Source organism: Pedobacter hiemivivus (assembly GCF_004331685.1).
In the GTDB taxonomy this organism is placed as follows: Bacteria; Bacteroidota; Bacteroidia; order Sphingobacteriales; family Sphingobacteriaceae; genus Pedobacter; species Pedobacter hiemivivus.
The window spans coordinates 19,281-43,483 of the sequence record NZ_SJSM01000030.1 but is presented as its reverse complement, the minus strand read 5'-3'; the positions used below and the strand labels follow the sequence as shown (position 1 = coordinate 43,483).

The following is a 24,203-nucleotide window of genomic DNA, read 5'->3' as shown; positions in this document are numbered from 1 at the left end:
AGCCTATTTTTCTAGATATTATCATGCCATGGAGATAAAAGGTGTCAACGAACTTTTAGAACGTTATCGTAATAACAAGTGTACCGCTGAAGAAAGAAAAATTCTTGAGCAGTGGTTTGATGCCCAATCTGAAGCTGGAAACTGGGAATGGACAAAAGATGAAGAGCAGGCCAGTGGAATGATAATGAAACAGCGAATTGACCGACAACTAGCGGTTAAACAAAAAAGCTGGAGCATTATTTTAAAAGTAGCGGCTATGCTTGCGGTTTTACTTTTCTCTTTTTTTTATTACAGAACAGAAATTTACAATATCGTTGATCCTGTAGTATATTTAGAAAAGCAAGTGCCAGATGGGCAACAACTAAAATTAACCTTGGCCGATGGTTCTAAAGTATGGTTAAACGCTAACAGCAGATTTAAATATCCTAAGGAATTTAATAGAAGCCAGCGTGAGGTGTTCTTAATAGAAGGAGAGGCTTATTTCGATGTAAGCCATGACGAAAAAAAGCCCTTTATTGTGACTTCTAAAAAGCTAAGCACCCAAGTCTTGGGTACAGCCTTTAATGTGAGAGCCTATAGTTACTTAAGTAATATCCAGGTTGCAGTAACTAGAGGTAAGGTAAGCGTAAGTGATAACGATCCTCAAAATAATGGTACAACAAACAGTGTTATACTTTTACCCAATGAACAAGTAAGTTTACAGGCTAGCACTGGCGTTATGCAAAAGCAAGCTATTGATGCCGATAATGTAATTGCCTGGCAAAAAGGTAGCCTAAGTTTCAATAACGATCGTTTTTTAGATGTATGTACTGTATTGGCTCGTAAATTTAAAGTGAAGATACATTTTGAACAAGATAGCCTAAAAGAATACCGCCTTACTGCTAGCTTTGCCCGTACGGATCGATTAGAAGATATATTATTAGTGCTAAGCAGTGCTAATCATCTGACTTATCAATTTAAAGGAAACGCCATCCTTTTCAATCAAAAATAAAGAGATTTCATTTTCTGATACAGAATATTTGACTGATAATTAGGTGGTTATGTTTTGTTTGTTTTTTGTCTACTACCATTCAACTTATTGTAGGATATACTTCTAATTAAACAAATGTATATATCAATACAATTTGATAAGTACTTAACGAACCAAACCCAATATGAAACATTTATTATTGCTATTGATGGCATGTAGTTCCTTTCTACTGGTAGGACATGTAAAGGCTCAAACACCATCAGATGTAAAAATTACACTTAATCTGCAGAACCAAAATTTAAGAACAGCATTGTCAGCTATTCAAAAAAAATCGGGTATACCAGTCGTTTTTAATGAAAAGCTGGTAGAGGGGTATGACAAGTTAAATATTAACGTAACCACAACCTCAGTAGCAGAAGTCTTGGATCAGCTATTGAAAAAAACTTCGCTTAGATATATTTTCCAGGCAAAGAAAATTGTCATTGTAACTAAAGAAGAAAGTAATGTCAATCAAAAAGGAGCTCAATTTATTATTGGAAAAATAATAGATGAGCAGGGAAAACCACTTCCTGGTGCAAATGTTACTGTGGTAGAGTTAAAAAGGAGTGTGGTAACCAATTCGCAAGGTGTTTTTAAAGTACCGGTTTTAGCAGATAGTTATACCCTGGAAGTAAGCTTTATCTCTTATCAAACTAAAAGAATACAAAATGTAAAAGCGGGGAGTTCGTCAATTTCAATTGTATTAGAACAGGAAACAACGGAGCTGAACAATGTCGTAATTACCGCCTTAGGTATTAAACGGGAAGAGAAAAGCTTAGGCTATGCTGTTACTAAAGTGGATGGTGAAGAGATTTCTAAAACTGCACCAAACAATTGGGTAAATGCTTTGTCTGGAAAAGTTCCAGGATTAAATATTTCGAAAGCAGGTGCCGGTCCAGGTGGAACGGTAAGGATAACTTTACGCGGGCAGAACTCTTTAGACTTAGATAAAGGGGAACCTCTTGTGGTGATTGATGGTGTCCCTGTTATTAGTGGCATGGTAGGTAACAATGGACTAAGTTATGGCGCTACGGGAAATACCGAAACACCAGTTGATTATGGTAATGCCTTAAGTGAGATTAATCCAGAAGATATCAAAGACGTGACGATATTAAGAGGGCCATCTGCAGCCGCTTTATATGGTTCCAGAGCAGCTTCGGGTGCAATCTTGATTACTACTAAAAGCAACACCGACCAAAAGGAAAAACTTTCCGTCGCCTTTAACAGTGGCGTAACCCTCGACGATGTGCTACATTATCCCGATTTTCAATATGAATACGGAGCTGGTAATGCCATTAATACTTATTTTTCTTACGGAGCAAGTCCTGATGGACCCAGCACCAACTCTACACGTTCCTTCGGTCCAGCTTTTGCAGGTCAATCTTACTATCAATACGATCCGGTAACCAAAACCACAGGTACCACAAGAACACCCTGGGTTGCTGATAAAAACTATGTAAAGGATGCATTTGTTAGAGGCGTAACCTATAATAACAACCTTTCATTAAGTGGGGGAGATAGCAAAAATTCTATTCGACTTTCATATAATGATACGCGCAATAAATATATTTTGCCAAACACAGGATATTCATTCAATAGGCTTTCTTTTTCGAGTAATAGTAAACTGAACAATCTTCAATTAACAACAAGGGTAAATTATTACCATAAAGAAAGTGACAACCTACCCTTATCTGGTTATAATACCAACTCGTTTATGTACGGATTGATGTATGGTTCGGCCAATATTCCTTTTAGTTGGCATAAGGACTATTGGGATGTCAAAGACATAGATCAAAACAACAAGTTAAACTCAGTAGTCGATAACCCTTATTTCATTTTATATGAAAATCTGAACACTTTAGACCAGGATCGTATTTTTGGTAACCTTACCGCCACCTATACTTTTAGCAAAAAAATGAGTTTAATGTTAAGAGGTGGAATAGATCAAGGTACATCACTTAGAACTAACCGCAGACCGTATAGTAGTATTCGTTATGCTACAGGACGTTACCAGGAACAAGACGTAAATACGCAGGAGCAGAATTATGATTTGTTATATAAGTACGATGAAAAATTGTCTAAAAATATTGGACTTGCGTTCGCTGCAGGTGCAAGTATCACCAAAAATAAATTAAAGAATAATACGGTAACTGCCGAACGTTTGAGTGCTCCGGGGATTTATAGTTTAGGAAATGCCCAGGATAGAACATTACTAGTGCCGAGACCGCTTAATAAAGAGGTGCAAAGTATTTATGGTTTGACACAGTTTAATTATAAAACGTATTTGTTTCTTGATTTAACAGGAAGAAATGACTGGTCAAGTACTTTACCTGCGGGTAATAACTCTTACTTCTATTATTCGGCTTCTGGAAGTGCAATATTAACAGAGATGCTTAACCTTTCAGCAGTTAAACCTTTATCCTATTTCAAGATTAGGGGTTCGATTGCACAAGTAGGAAATGATACTGATCCTTATCGAACGGGTTATTATTTAAATCCTTCCGAATTTGGTGGAAGTTATACTAACCCAACTACTTTGCCTGGTGGTGATAATCTGAAGCCAGAAATCATTACCAATAGAGAAATAGGAGCAGATATCAGATTTTTTGGCAGCAGACTTGGTTTTGACTTAACCTATTACAATTCGAATAGTTCAAAACAGATTTTAATTGTTCCAAATGATCCAGCTACAGGATTTACAGGTAGAACCTTTAATGCGGGTTTAATCAACAATAGCGGTTATGAACTTGCTGTTACCGGAAACCTGCTAGGTAAAAAAAGTAAGTTGCAATGGAAAACAACTTTAACCTATTCTAGTAATAGAAGTCTGGTAAAAGAATTGGCGCCTAATGTTGAAGAAATCATTATGGCTACTGGTCCAAGGGGGTATATCAAAGCAATTGTTGGGGGATCAATAGGGGATATTTACGGTTCTGGATATGTGCGTTCTCCGGATGGTCAGATTGTTCACGATGACAATGGGCTTCCGCTTATTGATACTGAAAATTTCAAGATTTTAGGCTCTGCAGTACCAGATTACAAGGCCGGAATTCAAAATCAGTTTACTTATAATAGATTTAGCTTCTCGTTCTTGTTTGATGGCCAGAAAGGTGGTGATATCTATTCATTTTCAAACTCCGTTTTGGCAGGCGCAGGAAAGCTAAGATCTACACTCGAAGGCCGATATGCTGGGATAGTAGGTGAAGGCGTAGTGCAGAATACAGATGGTACTTATCGTAAAAATGATATTGTAGCCACTGCTGCTGATTACTATAACCAGAAATATTTAAGAGACAATGCGGAAGCGAACATTTTTGATGCTTCGTATATTAAACTGCGTGAGGTGTCCTTAGAATATAGATTTACCGCTACACTGTTAAAAAATATCGGGGCAAAATCAGCTTCACTAAGCGTATACGGGCGTGATCTGTTGCTATTTACCAGCTTCCCCTTGTACGACCCAGAGATTGCAACCTTAAATAGAAATCGTATAGAACCAGGTTTTGAAACCGGACAATTTCCATCGACCAGAAGTTTTGGAGCCACTATTAAAGCATCATTTTAAAAATATTTGATATGAAAAGTTTATTACAACACTGTCAATTGTTCTCTTTTTTCATTGTTATTGGAGTTATCACTTCTTGCACCAAAGACTTTGAAAAGCTCAATACTGATCCGGTTAAAGTAACTTCTGTTGCACCTGGTAGCTTATTGGCGCCAGCCCAATTTGATGGCATGTGGCTCATCACTAAACGTGCACATCGCTTAAGCAACGAGTTAATGCAATATACTGTAGAAACTGGCGCTTTGAATGATTTTGCCCGTTACGAATTCAAGGAAAATGAGTTTGATGCGATTTGGTCTACGCTTTATGTTAAAGCAAATGACATGAATGAAATGTACAAAATTGCCGAGAAACTGAATGATGTAAACAACATGGGGGCTGCCTTGGTGATGAAAGCTTGGTTTGTATCAAATCTTACCGATATGTTTGGTGATATTCCATATACGGATGCCTTTAAAGGTCGGGAGGAGGTGTATTATCCTAAGTATGATACTCAACAATCCATCTACACGAATTTATTGGCCGACTTGAAAAGAGCAAATACCTTATTTACAGAAAATAAACCCTTTGATAGCTCAGATCTAATCTATGGGAGTGACCCTGTGAAATGGAAAAAATTTGCCAATTCTATGCGTCTCCGTTTATTGATGCGTGTGTCTAAAAGAACCGAGATGAATGTACCAACAGAAATAGCCGAGATGGTGGCCGATCCTGTAAAGTTCCCATTATTTACCAGTAACGCAGACGAGGCAATGATGAGATACGATGGCATAAAGCCATTTATCAACCTATTTTTTGAAATGTCTGCATCAGAATTTAGCGGAAGCAGAAGGATGGGTAAGTCGTTGATGGATTTAATGAATACCACTGTTGATGGCAGAAGATTTAGGTATGCAACTAAAAATACTCCAGGAGCATATGTTGGTATTCCAAGCGGTTATACCGAGCAAGAAACGCAGGCTTTTGCCGATAATACAGGACTCAAAACTTCTACTTTAGCAACCACGCTTAAGGCAGATGATTATCCATTTCCAATTTTGACATGGGCTGAAGTTAACTTTTTGTTGGCCGAGGCTGCGTTAAATGGATGGATTTCGGCTAACGCTCAAACGTATTTTAATAAAGGTGTTGAGGCTTCCTGGAGACAATGGAACTGTACCTGGGATCCTAGTGGATCTACTACTCCAGGGGCTACATATTTGGCTAGACCAACTGTTAGATTTACTGGAACTACCGCAACCTTAGAACGCATCATGAGCCAAAAATATATTGCGATGTTCTTTTGTGGTTTCGAATCTTGGTACGATTACAGAAGAACCGGATATCCGGTATTACCTGTCGGACCAGCGGCAAAAAACAATGGTATTTTACCAACCCGGTTCGAATACCCATTAATTACTAAAGCTACCAATAAAGCAAACTATGAAGCTGCCGCTGCTCGCATTGGTGGAGATAATTTAAGAACAAAAGTATGGTGGCAACAATAAGGCTTAAATTTATTGGTTTTGCCTTGCTTTTATGTTGTACTTTGGTTGCCTGTAAAAAGAAAAATCGGGAAACTGCAATTGAACAGGGAACATTTAAAGTGCTATCGTATAATGTATACGAGGGATTTAGTGGCGATGCGGTAAAGAAACAAGGTTTCAAGAAATGGATTGACACCATGAAACCGGATGTAATTGCTTTGCAAGAAATGAAGGGATTTACCAAAGCAGGATTACAAAATTTTGCCGTAGAAATGGGCTATAATTATACCCTAATGTGGCATGAAGCTGGGCTTCCTGTTGCCTTGGTTTCTAAATATCCAATTACGGAAATCAAAACTGTGCCTTCTAATCTTCATTTGATCCAGGCAAAGGTGCTAGATTATAATTTCTTTGTGATCCATTTAAGCCCCTTAACCTATGAGATTAGGAAGGCAGAAATGGAAATTATCTTAGCTCGCACTCAGGGAATTCCAAAAACGGAAAAGATCTTAATGATGGGTGATTTTAATAACATGTCGCCACAAGATGCTTCCTTTTACAATACTACTGCTAAAATGGATTTGGTAAGGGCTTCTGAATTGAGTAATCCGGGGACTAAAATCTTAAATAACGGACAGATTGATTATACCACCATCCAAAATATTACGGATGAAGGGTTTTATGACACCTGGAAAATATTCCGTTCAAATTATGAGAAAAGTGCGCCTACAAAGTTGAGAACGCACAATAACTTCACCCGGATAGATTACATTTTTATGAATAAGGCCATATTGAATTATTATAAAGATTCTTATCTCGTAAAGGACGCGTATACCGATTACATGTCTGATCATTATCCGATGGTACTCATCTTAAAAAAATAAAAACATGAATTTAAAGATTAAATGTATTTTCCATTTTGGGTTCTTGCTTATTCCTTTTGCTATTTTGGCACAAAAAAACGCTACAAATTTAGATAGCTACAAGAAAACAAAAATGCTTTTCTCCGCTCAAAAAGACCCTAATCTTTTTAAAGTACTTTCTTATAATGTATACGAAGGATTTAGAAAAGACAGTATCTACATTAAAGCATTCCAGAAATGGGTAGCGGAGAAAGGCCCAGATGTAGTAGCTTTTCAAGAACTGAATAGCATGTCGAAAGAGAAATTAGTTGATTTGGCAAAAGGAGCGGGATATAAATACACCGTTTTACAAAAAAGAGCTGGTTTTCCTATTGCCTTGATGTCAAAATATCCCATCACTAATGTAGTTAAGGTAACAGAAGGCATGCAGCATGGCTTTTTGTATGGTAAAATAGCGGGTTATCATTTTTTTGTAACTCACCTTCATCCTAAAGATTATCAAAAAAGAATTGTTGAAGTTGATACGTTGTTAAAATATATCAACCGCATTCCAAAAAGCGAAAAAATTCTTTTAATGGGCGATTTAAACAATATGTCTCCATTGGATAAAAGCGATTATGATAATGCAGACAAAATGAACCTGGTGCTAAATTCCGAAAGAAATCATCCTGATATTAAAACAACTAATAACGGTGCAATAGATTATACTGCAATTCAAAAATTATTAGATGCTGACTTAGTTGACTCATGGCGGTTATTTAATACCGTATACGACAAAAGTGCGCCAACCCAATTGAGGCAGCATAAGAACTACACGCGTATCGATTATATTTATCTTAATGAGGCTTTAAAGGCTGATGCTGTTGATGCTACGATAGTGAAAGACGATTTAACGGATACATTATCTGATCATTATCCAATGCTCCTTATTCTAAAAAAAGCGAAATAAAATGAAGCGAATTGTTAAAAGCATATTATTGATTGCATTTTTAAGTGCGACTACATTGATCGTCCGGGCGCAAAAAACTGATCAATTGAATTTTACGAGTGCCAAAATGCTTACGTTGATCGGTAAAAGTGAAGAAACACCCACTATTTACGATCGTATAGATAGTAACAAATACAAAGGTTTACCACCACGAGTAGCGCAATTGTTAACCAACTCGGCAGGGTTAGCTATTTCATTTAAAACTAATAGCACAGTTATAGGGGCCAAATGGTGTGTTTCAAAGAGCAGAGCCTTGGCAAATATGTCGCCAACAGCACATAAAGGAGTTGACCTTTACATAAAAAAAGACGGTAAATGGCAGTTTGCAGGTATAGGTAGAGTAAGTGGTGTTTGTAATGACGAAATTGTTATCAGTAGGATGGATAATACCGAAAAGGAGTGTCTATTGTATTTGCCGTTATATGACAAAGTTGAAGATGTACAGATTGGGATAGAGAAAAAGGCAAAGATTACCGCTGCTGCGGATCCATTTGCCAAAAGGATATTGATTTATGGGTCTAGTATTGTACAGGGTACTGGAGCGAGTAGGCCAGGTATGGCTTATCCGGCCAGGTTATCTAGATTAACGGGGCTTAACTTTATTAATTTGGGGTTAAGTGGTAGCGCCAAGATGGAGCCAGAGGTGGCAGACATGGTAGCTGCTATCGATGCCGATGCTTATATCTTAGATTGTGTACCCAACACCAATCCAACGCTGATTAAAGAGCGTACCGCTTATTTAGTAAATACCATTAGACGCAAACATCCAAAGGCACCAATTATTGTAATGCAAAGTATAATTAGAGAATCTGGTTATTGGGATAAAGTAGTGGGCGAGACCGTGAAGAACCAAAATATCAATATCCAGCAAGAAGTACTGGCGCTACTAGATAAGGGGCTAAAGGACTTGTATTTTATTACTTCCGAAAAAATGATGGGAAATGATCATGAGGGTACGGTAGATGGCGTACACCCAAACGATTTGGGCTATGAAAGGATGATCACTCATATTCAACCTTTAATTGTAGATATTCTTAGTAAGTACGATATAAAAGATACAAGGTAATAATTGTGTCCATTTTCTGAATTTCCTTCTTGCCAGGCAAGGAAGGCCTGTTTTACCAAAAGGTTACTGATCTTATTTTTATCCATTTCCGTTAATGTTTTATGTTCGTGGCGCTTGTTGATCTGCCCACATGCAGACAAGCCGCAAACCGATAGGAGGATATATATTATCCGCATTTTTAGCATATGTGTTTTATTGTGTAGCTCCGCCGTTTACCAATAAGTGTTGTCCATTCACGAAAGAAGACATATCGCTTGCAAAAAACTCTGCAACATTCGCTACATCTTCTACCTCTGCCAATCTTCCCATCGGGCAGCTATCCAGCAATGATTTTCTCAACTCCGGATAACTTCCTTCTTCGGCAAAAATGCCCGAATGGTCTACTGCGAAAGGAATGATCGTATTAACAGTTACCCCGCGATGGCCGATCTCTTTGGAAAGTACATCGACCAGGTAGCGTGGTGTGGTTTTACTACCGCCATAAACTGCCATCCCCGCAACGGGAAAAGCTGTAGTACTAGAAGCAATGTAGATGATGCGTCCATTATCTTCCACATTTTTGGCTGCCTGTTGCATTGTAAAATAGGCTCCTTTGGTATTGATGGAAAACAAACGGTCGAATTGTTCTTCTGTAAATTCACTAACCGGTGTTTCCACCATTTCGATACCTGCATTGGCAACTACAATATCTATTTTTCCAAATGCTTTTTGGGTTTCATCAAACAATCGCTCTATCTCCGAAACCTTGCTTACATCTGCTTGTATGGCAATAACCTTTACGCCCATTGCCGTAATATTAGATACTACCTCATCAGCAGAAGCTTTATCTCTTGAATAGTTGATCACTATATTGGCTCCCAGAGCGGCATATCTTTCTGCGATGGCTTTTCCTAAGCCTCTTGCTGAGCCTGTAATTAAGGCTGTTTTATTTTGTAATGTGTTCATTTTAAATATTGTTTTTTACTGTTTTAAATTTGTGGATACTTCTGATGCCATAATCGTTGAGTATGGCAAATGCAAAACCTGCTATTAGGCCATTCCGCCGTTAACGCCAATGTTCTGTGCATTAATCCATTTTGCCGCATCACTGGCAAGGAATACAATCACCTCCGCAATATCATTAGGTTCACCAATTCTTCCGAACGGATTCATCGACGCTAGTCTGTCTATTATTTCTTGTGGTTTGCCTTTAACGAATAGCTCCGTGTTGGTTGGACCAGGAGATACAGAGTTTACATTAATACCTCTACCGATTTCTTTGGAAAAGACACGGGTCAATTGCTCAACGGCTGCTTTGGTGGCGACATAAGTACCATAAGTAGGTAGCATCAATCTGTTAACGGTGGTAGAAAAATTGATAATGCTTCCATTATCGGCCAGTTTCGATGAAGCCTCGCGTAAGGTATTGAAAACACCTCTTACGTTGATGTCGAACTGGCGGGTGAAATCTTCATCGGTGGTGTCTTTGATGAATTTGGTAATCATGATACCAGCATTGTTTACCAGTACGTCTATTTTGCCGTATTGAGCAATAGCCTGATCGAATAAGGCTTCTACCTGATCCGGTTTACTAACGTCTGCCTGAACAGAAATGGCATCGCCGCCTTTTTCTCTGATGTTTGCAACAACGCTTTCTGCTTCTGTTTTACCACCTGCGTAGTTAACGATTACTTTAGCGCCTTCTTCTGCCAATTTTAATGCAATAGCAGCACCTATTCCTTTGGATGATCCTGTTATTAGGATTACTTTTTCTGATAAATCTTTCATGTTTTCTATCTTTTAAATTTGATACTACAAAGATAAAAGCAGGAAACGGGGTAACTTTTGCGAGCATTACAGTATTAGTTGCAAATTTTACAGAAAGGTTTAAAAGGAATTATTTATGATTGAAGATGTTCTTTTCTATACTGGGCTGGAGAGGTCCCTGTATTTTTCTTAAAGTAATTACTGAAATGCGCAACTTCTGAAAACCCAAGCTTATAAGTGATCTCTTTAATGGAAGTTCCCGCGCTCTGCAACAGTGATTTCGCTTCGGCAATGGTTTTATCCGCTATCCAGGTGGCAATAGGTTTACCTGTTTTATGTTTGATAACATTGCTCAGATAATTAGGGTTGAGGTGCTGGCCGTCGGCATAATCCTGTACCCTGAAAATGGTCTCTACCTTTCCCGCACTTAGATCACGATAATGTTTTTCAAGCATCTGCTTAAATAACTTTACGATCTGCGAACTTCTGTTCCCTTCATAAATAGGGTTATAATCTTTCCAGAAGTACTCCTTTATACGGTAAAGCAAAACTGCCAGCAAATGGCCTGTTATTTTATGCTGATCAGTAGACTGTTTTAAAAACTCATTATGGATGTCCTGAAACAGTTTATCTACCACTTCAAAGAAATCAATGTTTAGCACCTTTGGGCTAATCGTTTCCGTGAGGAGGAACGGAAACTCTTCAAAGACTTCAGTACTGACAAATTTCTTTAAGAAAGTTTCATCGAAAGTGATCAGGTAAATATCCTCAACCTTTGTCCAGCTAAAAGTTCTGTAATTGCTAGGATTGGTAAAATAAATGGAATGAGGCTCAACATTAAAGCCGACACCGTCAATGGTATATCTGCCACTACCATCTTTTACAAATAGGAAAGAGAAATAATCCGGGCGGAATGAGGGCGAGTTGTAGGGCAGTTCAAAACGGGTGTCTTTCAGGTTGTGAATAGTGAAGCCCTCCAAGGTATGGATCAGGTCTACCGGAAACCCTAAATGCTGGTAGAGTTCGGATAGTGATTTGGCTTCATGCTTGTTTTCCTGCACGATAAAATTGACTATGATTTACTACTGTAAAAGTATGAAATTATTCAGTTTAAACTTATAGGTACATTATATTTTTAGCCTCAGGTTCAATTCAAAACTTCCATTGGTATAGTTACTTAATGCCGATGTCTGTGTGGTATAAATTCCGCTGACCAGGTATTTCTTTTTGAAGTTCATACCTAAACCGAAGGTGGCATTTTCAGTACTGTGATACATACCGAGTAAAAACACCTGCTTATTGGCAATATCAAGCTGCGCCCCCGCATCCCAGATATTATCAAAACCTTTTACCCCGCGATAAGCCACCAAAGGCTCCAGATTCATCGCTTCGGCCCCCTCACTGATTTTTATCTTATAACTTGCAGCGGCGTAAAAAGTTGCCACATCTGCCAGTTTAATCGCATCCTTTTTTAATACACTTTTTAGGTTAGGGACTGCTGCCTGAAGGCTCAGTTTTCCTGAAGTATATGCAATTCCTAAATCACCATCAAGGTAAGGCTTACGGTCGTTATACTGCCCGACCATTGGATCACTAGCATTCCCATAGATATCGGCATTCTCCAGGCGCTGGCTCATCAAGCCTATTGACACTCCAAAATGCAACTGATCATTCGACTCGTTTAGTTTCAGGTGATAGGCGTAAGTCCCCACAATTCTGGTTTGCCTTTGCAGACCGGCACTTTCATTATTCAACGTTAAACCGATACCCACTTTGTTAAAGCCATAATCGGTAGTTAGGTTTTGTGTTAATGGTGATCCCGGTACATTGTTCCAAAGCTTGCGGTAAACACCATTTAGTTTTAAGCCTTGCTCTGCGCCAGCAAAAGCAGGATTGGCCAGATATTGATTGGTATAATACTGTGCAGAAAGTGGATTTAGCTGTGCGTAACCTAAATTTACAAACAAAGCACAAACTGCAATAACTCCTAATAGTTGTTTATATAATTTCATCTTATTGTTGTCTGATTAATGTGATGTATCCTTTTTGTTTAGGTTTGGCGGTCCCGAAATCAATGATGTAGTAGTAGGTATTCTCGATTAGCGGTCCTCCATTTACCGTCCCGTCCCAGGTATTATCATAGCCTTTTTTACTGTATAAAAGTCGTCCCGTCTTATCAAATATTTTTACTTCATTATTTGCATACATATCTATGTTGTCGACCATCCATACATCATTGTAGCCATCATTATTTGGCGTAAGAATATTATTAGCCTTCACCATTTCAAAATCATCCCTTACCTCGATGGTTATACTTGTGCTTTGGCCACAACCGTTGGCATTACTTGCCGTTACGCTATAGGTGGCTGTTTGCTCAGGGCGAATAGTCAGTATCGCATTATTCGGACCTGATGTCGCTCCTTTTGTTGACGACCAAATGTAACTGGCACCGCCAGTGGCAATAAGCTGTAGGCTTTCACCTTTGCTGATGCTATTACCTCTGCTACTTGTTATAACCACAACCGGTAATGCATTGATGCTCAATGTACCATTGACATAGTTAAAACTGTAGTTACCTGATGCAGTTTCAGCTGGAACAAGTAAATAATTCCCTACTGGTGAACTACTGATCGCTGTAGTGTTTACTTTAGCTTTAGTATTTAAGCTACTTTCATTATCATTATACTTGAAACCACTGTAGCTAGTTGTAAACACAGGAAGCCCAGTACCCTGGCACATTTGTGCATTGTTTGCTGTTACTGTTAATATGGCTTTGGTTATAGTTAAACTTGCACCGGTATAGTTGATCTGATAATTACCACCTGCAGTTAATGTTCCTTGCGTAATGTTATAACTGCCTACATTCTCACCTGCTGCTCTTACAATGGTTCCACTAAAATTATTACCTGTTATTAAAGCCTCGCTAGAAGTATAAGCTAATACAGGATCTGAATTGCCATAAACTTTACTAACTGCTGTTGCTATAATCGTAACTATTTTTTTAGTTACCGCTATGTTTGTTTTTAGTGTCAGGTCATTATAATTGCTCCCTGTAATACTGGCAGTAACTTCTTGTGTACCAACATTCGTTAAAGTATTGTTGGCATAATTTAAGCTTGTGCCAGCAGGAAGATTGCCATTAATGCTTAGCGATTTGGCTGTGCCATCATAAACATAGCTCTGCGGACTTAAGGTAATACCGGTTATACCGGCTTTGTTGATGGTTAGATTTGCTTTTAGTATCAGATCATTATAATTAGTCCCCGTTATAGAGGCCGTTACTTCCTGTGTGCCTGCATTGGTTAAAGTATTGTTGGCATAATTTAAGCTTGTGCCAGCAGGAAGATTGCCATTAATGCTTAGCGATTTGGCTGTGCCATCATAAACATAGCTTTGCGGACTTAGAGAAACACCAGTTATATTGGCTTTATTAATGGTAAAAGTGCCGTTGGTTATAGTTCCCAAATTATAGTTGGGACTGTTTATTGTAAATGTAGCCGCCGGCGTAATGGCATAGGTCCCTACATTCTCTCCAGCAGCTCTTAACATGCTTCCTGATACGATGCTCGTAGCCGACTCACCACTACGCAGACCGGAAACATTATAGTTGAATTGGGGATCGGCAGAACTGTAAGTCTTGTTTTTATTCTGAGCTGTGATATTAAGCGTTGATGCTGTAATGGTAAAAGTAACAGTGACTGTACCTAAAACTGCATTGTTGCTATTCTGTATGGCCGAAAAAGTAATTGTTGTGGTGCCAAGGCCAGTAAATATAAGTGGATAATGTTTTGCCCGGGTAGCTCCAAGGGCATTGTAATTTTGCCCTCCAAGAGCCACTACCCCAGGATTAGAAGAATTAGTAATTTGAATGGAAAATTCTTCGTCACTCCAACCATAAGCTCGTATCCAAAATGAATTAGCATAACTATATGTTCTGGAACCACCTCCACTAATATCGTCCGATGGAAAGGCTGAAGTTGGGTTATTGAGGATGTAGAATTCCCCGGCTGCACTGTTGTAAACGAACATAAGCACTATGATTAATATACCAACCAATTTTGTATGGTATATTTTTTCAGGTCTTGTTTTTTTCATTGTAAGGGATGACTATGATGAGAACTGTGTTATTATGGCCTAAAAGCAATGGACAGAGCGGACATTGATATTTTATTAAAAATGATTAGTAGAGATGATTAGAGGAATTAATGAGTCATTTGGATATTCTGGGAAATCCATTGGGATAATACCGTATACCCCATTCATCTTATCAAGAAGATGATTAAATAGTAATTGATTTGTCCCTTTAAAAGTAGAGAATGATTCATCTCCTTTTGCCAAAGTTTTAGGAAATACAAATCCTCCTGTAGTACCTATTCCACTTGTAAAATTGATAAATAAAGTATTGGCAGTTTCTTTTAAAAAGGGCCTTACATGATTTAAAAATTTATGGTCAAGTTTATTTAAAATATAATCTTGGTACTCGTCCTGGATCGAGAATAACTGGTTATCAGAATTCACCAGGTTCTCCTTTTGAGTATTCTGAGGCCATATGTCTGAAATATTAATACCAATCTTTGTTTCGTCAGCCTGCTGTGCATATCGTCTTAATAAAACTAATTTCCCTCTGGCGTCCTCTTTGTTTGTACCATTACCTAGTCGGGGAATTGACGAATCAACATACCACTTTTCCTTGTTTGCATCAATTTCTGATTTTACAAGTACACCAATTGGTTTGTTCCCATCACCTTCATTTTGGATACTCATAATTATAGTTTCGCTACTGTTCAGCTTTAAAAATTCATAACAAGTCTGTGTGATTTGAGAGAAAGTCATTGGGATTTTTATTCCTCCATGATATGCTTGCAAGTGATTTTCCTCTTTTTTGAGTCGAATGTCCAAAAATCTTAAGCCCCTATCCAGCTGCTTTCTTAAATTCATTTCTTGACACTGGCTGAATGCTACAACCCGATTAACTGCGAGACTTCCTCCTAAGGAAATGGCACCTTTCAATAACAGAGAGAAGGGATCAACAGTAGGTATAATATTTATTAAATTAAGGAGATAACCATAATTAACAAGAGACATATCATAAGTACATGTATCATGAGAGCCTGGAATAGTTATTTCATTTAATTTTTTATTATCATTTAGATTAATCATCCACTTATTAGCATTCTGTCTGCTTCCCAATGAAGTAAATTGTCCATTACTGCCAGCGATCATGAACACCAGTGAGTTATTATGGCTCCAACCTAAACGAATAGTTTCTCCATTTCCAATTTGATTGGTATGAAAATTCTTGAATAAAATGTTGATCTCAAATCCATTTTTAGCCCTTGCTTGAATTTGAAATGAAGCATTTATTCCCTCCATTACATAGTCAATTTCGCCTGCATCATCTTTTTTGTTTTTTGTGCCTTCTGTCCATTCAATATAAACATGTGCAAATGAGCCAGGTTCGATAATACTGGGAAAACTATTGTCCCAGTATTTCATCTGATAAGAATGCTTATGTGTTAATTTCCATCTATATGGAGTTTTGTTTTTTAACAATAAATGTCCGCCTTGTCCCATAAAATATTAGTTTTAGTTATTTTTCATTTTAAAGGTATAACTACCCGAACCGGGCGCCAATACCCAATATTGGGTACGTCTTTATATTTGTTTTATATTAGATATTTGCAGTGTAACATAAAACTGGACAAGGTGATCATAAAAATATCAAAATGGCTATGCCTAATCCTCCCCCTGCTTTTAGCACTGGGTGCATCAGCACAACTACGATCGGATACCTTGAATATCAAAGACAATGCAACCTTCCAGTTTAACGAACACCTATACTACTATCAAACCCCAGATAAGCTATCGGTAAAAGAGGTCTCAAAACTTATAAACATCAATTCCTTTAAAAAACTATATCCCGATCATGCCATCAACGCGGGGGTTACCAACAGTTATTATTGGTTAAGCTTCACCTTAAAAAACGAACAAAAAGCGGATGACACTTTTTACTTCCAGTTGCATCAGCCCTGGTTACATTTAGCACAACTTTATTTACAAACCGATACAGGTTATGTGCTTGTGGGCCAATCTGGTATGAAGCTTAATTTTAATGCTCGACCATACACGCATTACGACATTGTATTTCCCATCAAATTACGTAGTCAAAGTCATGGCACTTTTCTGGCTTTAATTGACAATAAAGGTTCTAGCTTAAACATCCTTCCTACTTTAATGGATAGTGACAGTTTTAGGGCGGAAGAGAAAAAAGAATATTTATTTTTAGGCGTGCTAACAGGGATCATGATCTTTAGTATCCTGATCAATATTTTCTTATACCTGTCCTTAAAAGAAAAAATACACCTGATATATGCTCAATATGTATTGGCCATGCTCTACTGGATGTATTGCAATGTGGCACTAGATTTCCAATACCTGTACCCCAATCAGCCATTTCTGGCGACCATATCAGAATACATTGCCGCTAGTCTCGGTTTCATTACCATGACCAATCTAATTACCGCGTTTTTAGACGTTACTGTCGAAAATTCTCGTTTCAAAAGAAGCATGGATGTGTTGAAGTATTTTTTTTTTATATTCCCGGTTGCCGGTTTCATGATCCACTACTGGTTTGACAATTCTGCAGCGCTCAAGGTGGCCTATGAGTATGCACTTATAAGTGTAGCATTTATACTGTCTATTTTATTTTACTTAGTTGCCATCGAAAAGATTTTTCAAAAGGTAAAACTGGCCTGGTTTTATTTAATTGGTGGCGGTTTTATCGGTTTTGGCATTTTAAAGTATTGCATTTACCTATTGGGTGGAAGTTTAAATAGTGGAGCTCAATCTTTACCAAATGATATCCAAATTGGCTTAGTAATAGAAGCCATTATCATTTTCATCGGCATCGTTTACCGGTACAACTTGTATAAGAATGATAAAGAGCAGATTCTGCTAAAATTCAACCTGCAACAGAAAGAAACGTTGCAACAAATTGTGACTGCCCAGGAAGATGAACGCAAAAGAATTGCGCAAGACCTACATGATGATTTAGGCTCTACATTGATCACCCTCTTACTCCACATTAGTAATCTACCTGATAGTCAGGATCAAAAAAACAAAGAAAGCCAGGCCCATTATCAAAAAAGCATCGATATTGGTCATAAGGCAATCAGTGATTTAAGATCAATATCACACAATCTATTACCCAAAGACTTTACTGAATTGGGTATTTTTCACATCTTGAGAAACAAAATCGACGAACTTAAAGTGATCAGTAACATCCGCTTCACCTTGATTACCGAAGGAAACGATCAGGATATTGGAAACATCTTTTCTATTACGATTTACCGTATTATAAATGAGCTCATCAACAACACACTTAAGCACTCGCAAGCCAGTTTAGCTACCATACAGCTACTGCTTACTAATGATGAAATTATTGTGATGCTGGAAGATAATGGCATAGGTGGCAGTACAACGGCTTTTACCGAAGGCATTGGTATGAAAAACGTCCGTTCGAGAACTGATTTTTTACATGGAAAGATTAATATCGACGACAGCACAGAGGGAACATCGATCATTATAGAAATCCCGCTTGAGAACACCGCTAAAGCAACAGCACATGAAGACTAAAATCATTATTGCCGACGATCATTTGTTGTTAGCCGACGGCCTGGAGCAAATATTAAATAGTGTGCCTGATTTTGAAGTCATCGCGAAAGTCGCTAATGGCAGACTTTTGATGCAGGCATTAAATACCATTGTGCCAGACTTGATTCTGCTTGATATCAATATGCCTTATATGAACGGACTGGAAGCCGCTAAAAAAATACGGCAGCGTATGCCTGATATTAAAATCGTCTTTTTGAGTATGTACTTTGATGCTAAACTTATTGCCGCAGCTAAAGAAGATGGTGTAAAGGGATTTATATTAAAGGACATTATTGCGCCTCTGCTAAAAGAAAAAATGATCCATATTGCCAATGGTGGTACCTATTTTGATTTACCCTTCCAGAAAACCTCTGCTACACCAGCCTGGCAACAAGATGACTTTGCTAATAAGTTAAAGCTATCTCCAAGGGAAATAGAAATCATTAAATTGATTAAACTTGGCCAGGGCAACAAACAAATCTCTGCGCAATTGAGCTTGAGCATCTATACCATAGAAACCCATCGGAAAAACATCTACCGAAAATTAAACTTGAAAGGCGTTGGTGAACTGATTCAGTTTGCCAGTGAGCATAATATCTAAAACTGATGCGGCAAAATGCCAAGCTGCCACCCTGGAAATAAATTAGTTTATTCTGTATTTCCATTTCTCGTAGTAATGATTAGCTTTATATATTCAGAGCCTAGATAACCTGCTTGATTGTCGCATGGAAAATGAAGACCAAATATTACTGGATCAACTTAAACGTGGGGACTATTCTGCCTATGAGCTGATTTTTAAGAAATATTATAAGGCACTTTCTGTTAAGGCATATTTTATGCTTGAGGATGATATGGAGGCCGAGGACCTGGTACAAAACCTGTTTATTTCCGTCTGGCAAAATAACCTTTTTCTCTCTATCAATACCTCTGTTAAAGGCTATTTGCTCCGGTCAGTCCACAATCGGTGCTTAACAGTTCTCAGAGATAAAAAAATAGCTGAGCGAAAGCTCCATAAATATACAGAAGAACAAAATTGGCGGGGTGAAGAGGACCACGAAACTGTTCCGCAAAATGATTACGAAGGAAAGTTTGAATTAATATTTGGCCAGTTACCTTCCCGGCGTCAAAAGGCATTTAAGTTGGTATACCTAGAAGATAAAAAATATAAGGAAGCAGCGGAGGAAATGGGACTCTCTGTAAACTCCATAAAAACCCATTTAAAACTGGCTGTAAAAGCCTTGCAAAAAAAACTCATCAATTTTAAATGAAATATTCACCTGATCATCGCTTAATTGCGTCTAATGTGTAGTAATGGAGTACAACGAGGAATATATACAAGGTCTTTTATTTGAAAAGATAGCAGGAACGATCAGTGAACAGGATAACCTTGTTGCCGAGCATGCTATTTCAAGCTATGCCGAAGTGCAAAAATTCTGGGAAGTATTGGAAGCCAAAATGGGGAACCCTGAAGGAACAGCATTCCTCTCTGGACTAAGCCCACATCAGGCTTGGGAGAAAACTGCCACAAACCTGCATCAAAAACCAGGTTCATTTTTCAGCAGAAATAGATGGGCTTTAAGTGGTGTAGCAGCGATGTTGGCCATTGCGATTCCACTAATATGGTATTTCAATTTCACAAAACAAGAGCCTTCACCACTTCAGAGTCAGGAATTTAAAGAGGTATACCTTAAAACAGACAATGGAAAAGCCATCGATCTTTCCAATAACACTAGGATTAAATTAGGGCAGACCCAAATCAACACAAAACAAAAGGAATTGAGCTACGCTTCCGGTAATGTCGATAGTAAAGAATGGGCTACGATTTTTGTCCCGGTTACAAAAGACTATAAGATTAAATTATCAGACGGTACCACGGTGTGGATGAATGCGGCATCCAGTTTGCGTTTTCCTTTCCAATTTGGAAAACAAACAAGAGAGGTCTATTTAACAGGAGAGGCATATTTCGAAGTAGCAAAGAACAAGCAACAGGAGTTTATTGTCCATACTTCCTATGCTGACGTGCATGTACATGGAACGTCTTTTAACGTGAACGCCTATACTGCTCAAAGTTTTACCACCGCACTTGTCGAGGGGGCGGTATCTGCGAAGAAAGACAATCAGGTCATCAAATTAAAACCGGGAGAGGAAGCCGTGATAGGAAAAGACAATCTGGAGATCAAAATATTTGATCCGCAAGAAATACTTTCCTGGCGAAACGGAACTTATTCCTTCCATAACCAACCACTATCCCAGATCTCGCAGGTCTTAACCCGCTGGTTTGATGTGAAAATCGCATGGCAGAACCAGGTAGTCTCCGAACAAACTTTTACCGGAGAAATTGACAAAAACCTGCCCCTGGAAGTCGTGATCAATAATTTAAAAATAACTTCGGGAATGCAAGCGGAGCTAAAAAATGGAATATTGACCTTTAGGTAATTTTTTTTCAAAATACCTTCACCCATTCGGGTAAAAGCTGCGTCTTAGAGCAAACCTAATATAAACTTTAAATGTATGCTTAAAAAACTAACCCGATTAGGCTGGCTATCTCTGCCGGTTATTTTGATCTTGTTTATTTTATTGCCTGTCAGCGCAAGTACTCAAGGCATCAGCAAGATCAGTCTCAAAGGCAAGAACATTACCATTGCCACTTTATTTAAAACCATTAAAAAACAAACTGGGTTAACCGTTTTCTACAGTAATAAACTGCTAAACGACACCGAAAAGATTTCTGTCGACTTTAATCAGACCGAACTGGGAGAAGTGATGAATGCTGTCCTAAGAGGGAAAGCACTTAGCTGGGTGGTTAAAGAGAAGTACATTGTATTGCAAAAAGTTGTTACACCAGTTGCTGTTCCTGCAGACAATAAAGCAGACCAGGGGGCAGTAAATAATGCCCGTCAAAAAATAGGGGGAACTGTAACCGATGATTCGGGATTACCAATGGCGGGAGTAGGCATAAAAGTTAAAGAAACCAATGCTGGTACTGTTACAGATCAGGCTGGGCGCTACTCAATTGAAGTAAATAGCGGTAACACCCTGATGTTTTCCTATCTTGGTTATACCACACAGCAAATCCTTGTAGGTAGTCAGACCAGTATCAACGTAAAAATGAAGGCCGATGATACCGATCTGACTGAGGTGGTGGTGGTGGGTTATGGAACACAAAAGAAAGTGAACCTTACGGGCGCTGTTTCTATGATTTCAGGAAAGGATCTGGCGGCACGTCCGATGGGGCAAACCTCTGCCGCGCTGCAAGGTATGGCACCCGGCGTTACCATCAGACAAAGTTCGGGCAGGCCCGGTGGTGATGGTGGACAAATTCGCATACGTGGGATAGGTACCATGGGCAATGCCAATCCACTAGTCATTATCGATGGAATCGAGGGCTCAATAGATAATATAGATCCAAATTTAATCGAATCCATTTCTATCCTTAAAGATGCAGCTTCTTCGTCCATCTATGGGTCCAGGGCGGCAAATGGCGTGGTTTTAGTGACAACAAAAAGGGCAAGCGCCGATCAGATCAGTATCTCTTACAACAACTATATTGGCTGGCAAGATGCAACGAATTTACCTAAACTGGTAAACGCACTGGATTATATGCTGTTAATCAACGAAGCATATGCCAATACTGGCAGAACCCCCCTTTATGCCAATACGCTGATCGACAAGTACCGGGAGCAGAACGGGCGTAGTTCAGATCTTTATTCAAATACCGATTGGCAAAAAGAAACTTTAACGGGTTCCGGATTACAACAAAGCCATTTTCTAACCATCCAGGGTGGCACGCAAAAGGTAAAATTACTGGGCTCTTTCGGGCTTCTCGACCAGAAAGGGATCATTGAAAACTCAAATTTCAAACGATACACCATTCGTAACAATGCCGACATCACTTTTTCTGATAAACTAAAAGCCAGAGTCGATCTTCAATTCGTAAATGCCATCACTACTGAACCTGCGACAACTTCAGATATTAATACTTCTGCCTCCGGGGAGATCTTTCAATGGATGAACGGAATTCCTGCAAATCAGATTGGTATTACTGAAAATGGCCAGTGGGGAGTGGGCTGGAACGGTGTCAATCCCATATCAGCAACCAGAGATGGAGGGACGAACAGGCTGAGGGCACCATTTGGCAGCATCAACGCGACTCTAAATTATAAACCTTTTGAGTGGCTGGAGGCAGAGGCAGCCTATTCACCCAAATACGCACTTTCATCAGCCAAAAATTTCCGGAAAGCAATTCAGTCTTATTTACCCAATGGTACACGCAGCTTCCTTACACCTGCACTAACCTCACTAACACAAAAACAAGCACAATCATTTTTTAACAATATGCGGGCTACAGTTACAGCAAGCAAGGGATTTGGCGATCATGACTTGAAATTTTTAGTTGGTGGTTCACGCGAAGATTATTATACCGAGTCACTAAATGGCTACCGGGATACCTATATACTTCCAGAGTACCCGGTGCTTAATACTGGTTCAGCATTAAATCAAACTGCAACCGGCGATGCCGAAGAATGGGCACTGCAATCACTCTTCAGTAGGTTCAATTATACCTATAAAGGGAAATATCTGTTCGAGGCCAATGCACGTTACGATGGCTCGTCCCGCTTTTCAGCCGGCAATAAATACGGATTTTTTCCATCTGCATCAGCAGGATGGAGAATTTCAGAAGAAAACTTTTTCAGCGGATTAAAAAACACCATTAACGAAGCCAAACTAAGGCTATCCTGGGGTAGGCTTGGTAACCAGCTTATCGGTACCTATCCCTCCACCACTGCACTGGAACTGGAATCTACCACTTTGGGTAAACAGATCGTAAATACGGCAACATTAAACAAGATGGCCAATAAGAATATTTCCTGGGAGGCTACTGAAGAAAAGAATATCGGTATTGATTTAACCCTTTTCAATAATTTGAGCATCACTGCCGATTATTATCAAAGGCGTACCAGGGATATACTTCTGGAGCTTGATGTGCCACTCACCATTGGTCTGAAAGCACCCTTTCAAAATGCTGGAGTTGTTGACAATAAGGGTTGGGAACTGGGCATAGTTTATAAAGGGAAGGTCAAAGACTTCAATTATAACGTGAGTTTCAATGTATCTGATGTAAAAAATACCGTAATTGATATGAAAGGCATCAACGAGGCCGGCAAGCTACAGGTAAACCGAGAGGGTTATTCAATCGGCTCACTTTTTGGCTACGAAGCACAAGGTTTTTTTACATCTGATGCAGAAGTTGCCGCTCACGCTAAACAATTTGGTGCTGTTAAAGCAGGCGACATCAAATACAAAGATCAAAATGGTGATGGCCTGATTACCGAAAGTGATAAGATCATTATAGGTAGTGTGATTCCCAGGTTCACTTTTGCTTCCAACATTGGCGCATCTTATAAAGGCATCGATTTTTCCATGTTGATACAAGGCGTAGGTAAAGCCAATGGTTATGTGAACGGACCCGGCGTTTTACCTTTTAATGTAGGCGGAGCACTCGGTGGAACGATTCGTGAGGAAAATAAAGACCGTTGGTCGCCAGAGAACCAGGGCGCAAAATATCCGCGACTCGCTTTTGGTGAATCTAATAATGAGCAGGCTTCCAGTTTCTGGATGAGAGATGCGTCTTATTTGCGTATTAAAAATATCCAGATTGGCTACACTCTGCCAGCTAACGTGGTCAAAAGATTGAGCATCAATCGCCTCAGAGTATTTGCAAATGGCTCAAACGTGGCCTCTTTCGACCGCTTTCTTAATGGATACGATGTAGAAGCACCAATTGGTTCTGGAAGTGTCTATCCCCAGGTTAAACTATACAGCTTTGGTTTAGAGGCTACATTTTAA

Annotated in this window: 17 protein-coding genes; 11 read left to right on the top strand and 6 right to left on the bottom strand. The window is 38.9% G+C overall.

Features of this window, described 5'->3' with window-relative positions; genetic code table 11:
- Positions 1-28: 28 nt before the first annotated feature.
- From EZ444_RS24715 to EZ444_RS24690, 6 genes are all read left to right on the top strand, one after another.
- Positions 29-991: a FecR family protein gene (locus tag EZ444_RS24715; RefSeq protein WP_131612419.1), complete on the top strand. Its 963-nt coding sequence runs from the start codon at positions 29-31 to the stop codon at positions 989-991.
- Between the two features lie 163 nt (positions 992-1,154).
- Complete coding sequence (locus EZ444_RS24710) at positions 1,155-4,574, top strand: SusC/RagA family TonB-linked outer membrane protein (RefSeq protein WP_131612417.1); 3,420 nt, start codon at positions 1,155-1,157, stop codon at positions 4,572-4,574.
- Between the two features lie 11 nt (positions 4,575-4,585).
- Positions 4,586-6,061 carry a SusD/RagB family nutrient-binding outer membrane lipoprotein gene (locus tag EZ444_RS24705; RefSeq protein WP_131612415.1) on the top strand — a complete coding sequence of 492 codons (1,476 nt, stop codon included), beginning with the start codon at positions 4,586-4,588 and terminating at the stop codon, positions 6,059-6,061.
- Positions 6,046-6,924 (top strand): endonuclease/exonuclease/phosphatase family protein, encoded by an 879-nt coding sequence (locus EZ444_RS24700; RefSeq protein ID WP_131612413.1) that lies wholly within the window; start codon positions 6,046-6,048, stop codon positions 6,922-6,924. The genes EZ444_RS24705 and EZ444_RS24700 overlap by 16 nt, the downstream gene beginning before the upstream one ends.
- A 4-nt stretch (positions 6,925-6,928) precedes the next feature.
- A complete protein-coding gene (locus EZ444_RS24695; RefSeq protein WP_131612411.1) occupies positions 6,929-7,852 on the top strand; it encodes an endonuclease/exonuclease/phosphatase family protein in 924 nt (307 codons plus the stop codon).
- A gap of 1 nt (position 7,853) precedes the next feature.
- Positions 7,854-8,957: an SGNH/GDSL hydrolase family protein gene (locus EZ444_RS24690; RefSeq protein ID WP_131612409.1), complete on the top strand. Its 1,104-nt coding sequence runs from the start codon at positions 7,854-7,856 to the stop codon at positions 8,955-8,957.
- Positions 8,958-9,149: 192 nt separating this feature from the next.
- On the opposite strand, the gene EZ444_RS24685 is transcribed toward EZ444_RS24690, so the two are convergent.
- The 6 genes from EZ444_RS24685 to EZ444_RS24660 all read right to left on the bottom strand — a co-directional run bounded on the left by EZ444_RS24685 (position 9,150) and on the right by EZ444_RS24660 (position 16,277).
- On the bottom strand, positions 9,150-9,902 hold the full coding sequence (locus tag EZ444_RS24685) for an SDR family oxidoreductase (RefSeq protein WP_131612407.1): 753 nt from the start codon (positions 9,900-9,902) through the stop codon (positions 9,150-9,152).
- Positions 9,903-9,986: 84 nt separating this feature from the next.
- Complete coding sequence (locus EZ444_RS24680) at positions 9,987-10,724, bottom strand: SDR family oxidoreductase (protein WP_131612405.1); 738 nt, start codon at positions 10,722-10,724, stop codon at positions 9,987-9,989.
- Positions 10,725-10,837: 113 nt separating this feature from the next.
- Positions 10,838-11,764, bottom strand: a complete 927-nt coding sequence (locus EZ444_RS24675; RefSeq protein WP_131612403.1) for a helix-turn-helix domain-containing protein — start codon at positions 11,762-11,764, stop codon at positions 10,838-10,840.
- A 66-nt stretch (positions 11,765-11,830) separates the two neighbouring features.
- Entirely contained in the window at positions 11,831-12,715 is an 885-nt protein-coding gene (locus EZ444_RS24670; protein WP_131612401.1) for a PorP/SprF family type IX secretion system membrane protein, read from the bottom strand.
- Position 12,716: 1 nt separating this feature from the next.
- A complete protein-coding gene (locus EZ444_RS24665; RefSeq protein WP_205945346.1) occupies positions 12,717-14,732 on the bottom strand; it encodes an MBG domain-containing protein in 2,016 nt (671 codons plus the stop codon).
- A gap of 141 nt (positions 14,733-14,873) precedes the next feature.
- Positions 14,874-16,277 (bottom strand): phosphatidylinositol-specific phospholipase C domain-containing protein, encoded by a 1,404-nt coding sequence (locus tag EZ444_RS24660; RefSeq protein ID WP_131612397.1) that lies wholly within the window; start codon positions 16,275-16,277, stop codon positions 14,874-14,876.
- A 132-nt stretch (positions 16,278-16,409) separates the two neighbouring features.
- Between EZ444_RS24660 and EZ444_RS24655 the strand changes: the two genes are divergently transcribed.
- The 5 genes from EZ444_RS24655 to EZ444_RS24635 all read left to right on the top strand — a co-directional run bounded on the left by EZ444_RS24655 (position 16,410) and on the right by EZ444_RS24635 (position 24,203).
- Positions 16,410-18,338, top strand: a complete 1,929-nt coding sequence (locus EZ444_RS24655) for a sensor histidine kinase (protein ID WP_165503720.1) — start codon at positions 16,410-16,412, stop codon at positions 18,336-18,338.
- Positions 18,328-18,957 carry a response regulator gene (locus EZ444_RS24650; protein ID WP_131612393.1) on the top strand — a complete coding sequence of 210 codons (630 nt, stop codon included), beginning with the start codon at positions 18,328-18,330 and terminating at the stop codon, positions 18,955-18,957. The genes EZ444_RS24655 and EZ444_RS24650 overlap by 11 nt, the downstream gene beginning before the upstream one ends.
- Before the next feature lie 124 nt (positions 18,958-19,081).
- Entirely contained in the window at positions 19,082-19,624 is a 543-nt protein-coding gene (locus EZ444_RS24645) for an RNA polymerase sigma factor (RefSeq protein WP_131612391.1), read from the top strand.
- A 43-nt stretch (positions 19,625-19,667) separates the two neighbouring features.
- Positions 19,668-20,792 (top strand): FecR family protein, encoded by a 1,125-nt coding sequence (locus tag EZ444_RS24640; protein WP_131612390.1) that lies wholly within the window; start codon positions 19,668-19,670, stop codon positions 20,790-20,792.
- A gap of 75 nt (positions 20,793-20,867) precedes the next feature.
- Positions 20,868-24,203, top strand: a complete 3,336-nt coding sequence (locus EZ444_RS24635) for a TonB-dependent receptor (RefSeq protein WP_131612388.1) — start codon at positions 20,868-20,870, stop codon at positions 24,201-24,203.

Bases quoted from the DNA above. Each gene is read 5' to 3' on its own strand.
- EZ444_RS24665 (WP_205945346.1), bottom strand. From the start codon at position 14,732: ATGTTCGTTTACAACAGTGCAGCCGGGGAATTCTACATCCTCAATAAC.
- EZ444_RS24700 (WP_131612413.1), top strand. From the start codon at position 6,046: ATGGTGGCAACAATAAGGCTTAAATTTATTGGTTTTGCCTTGCTTTTA.
- EZ444_RS24705 (WP_131612415.1), top strand. From the start codon at position 4,586: ATGAAAAGTTTATTACAACACTGTCAATTGTTCTCTTTTTTCATTGTT.
- EZ444_RS24695 (WP_131612411.1), top strand. From the start codon at position 6,929: ATGAATTTAAAGATTAAATGTATTTTCCATTTTGGGTTCTTGCTTATT.
- EZ444_RS24690 (WP_131612409.1), top strand. From the start codon at position 7,854: ATGAAGCGAATTGTTAAAAGCATATTATTGATTGCATTTTTAAGTGCG.
- EZ444_RS24710 (WP_131612417.1), top strand. From the start codon at position 1,155: ATGAAACATTTATTATTGCTATTGATGGCATGTAGTTCCTTTCTACTG.
- EZ444_RS24640 (WP_131612390.1), top strand. From the start codon at position 19,668: ATGGAGTACAACGAGGAATATATACAAGGTCTTTTATTTGAAAAGATA.
- EZ444_RS24685 (WP_131612407.1), bottom strand. From the start codon at position 9,902: ATGAACACATTACAAAATAAAACAGCCTTAATTACAGGCTCAGCAAGA.
- EZ444_RS24660 (WP_131612397.1), bottom strand. From the start codon at position 16,277: ATGGGACAAGGCGGACATTTATTGTTAAAAAACAAAACTCCATATAGA.
- EZ444_RS24680 (WP_131612405.1), bottom strand. From the start codon at position 10,724: ATGAAAGATTTATCAGAAAAAGTAATCCTAATAACAGGATCATCCAAA.
- EZ444_RS24670 (WP_131612401.1), bottom strand. From the start codon at position 12,715: ATGAAATTATATAAACAACTATTAGGAGTTATTGCAGTTTGTGCTTTG.
- EZ444_RS24650 (WP_131612393.1), top strand. From the start codon at position 18,328: ATGAAGACTAAAATCATTATTGCCGACGATCATTTGTTGTTAGCCGAC.
- EZ444_RS24715 (WP_131612419.1), top strand. From the start codon at position 29: ATGGAGATAAAAGGTGTCAACGAACTTTTAGAACGTTATCGTAATAAC.
- EZ444_RS24635 (WP_131612388.1), top strand. From the start codon at position 20,868: ATGCTTAAAAAACTAACCCGATTAGGCTGGCTATCTCTGCCGGTTATT.
- EZ444_RS24645 (WP_131612391.1), top strand. From the start codon at position 19,082: ATGGAAAATGAAGACCAAATATTACTGGATCAACTTAAACGTGGGGAC.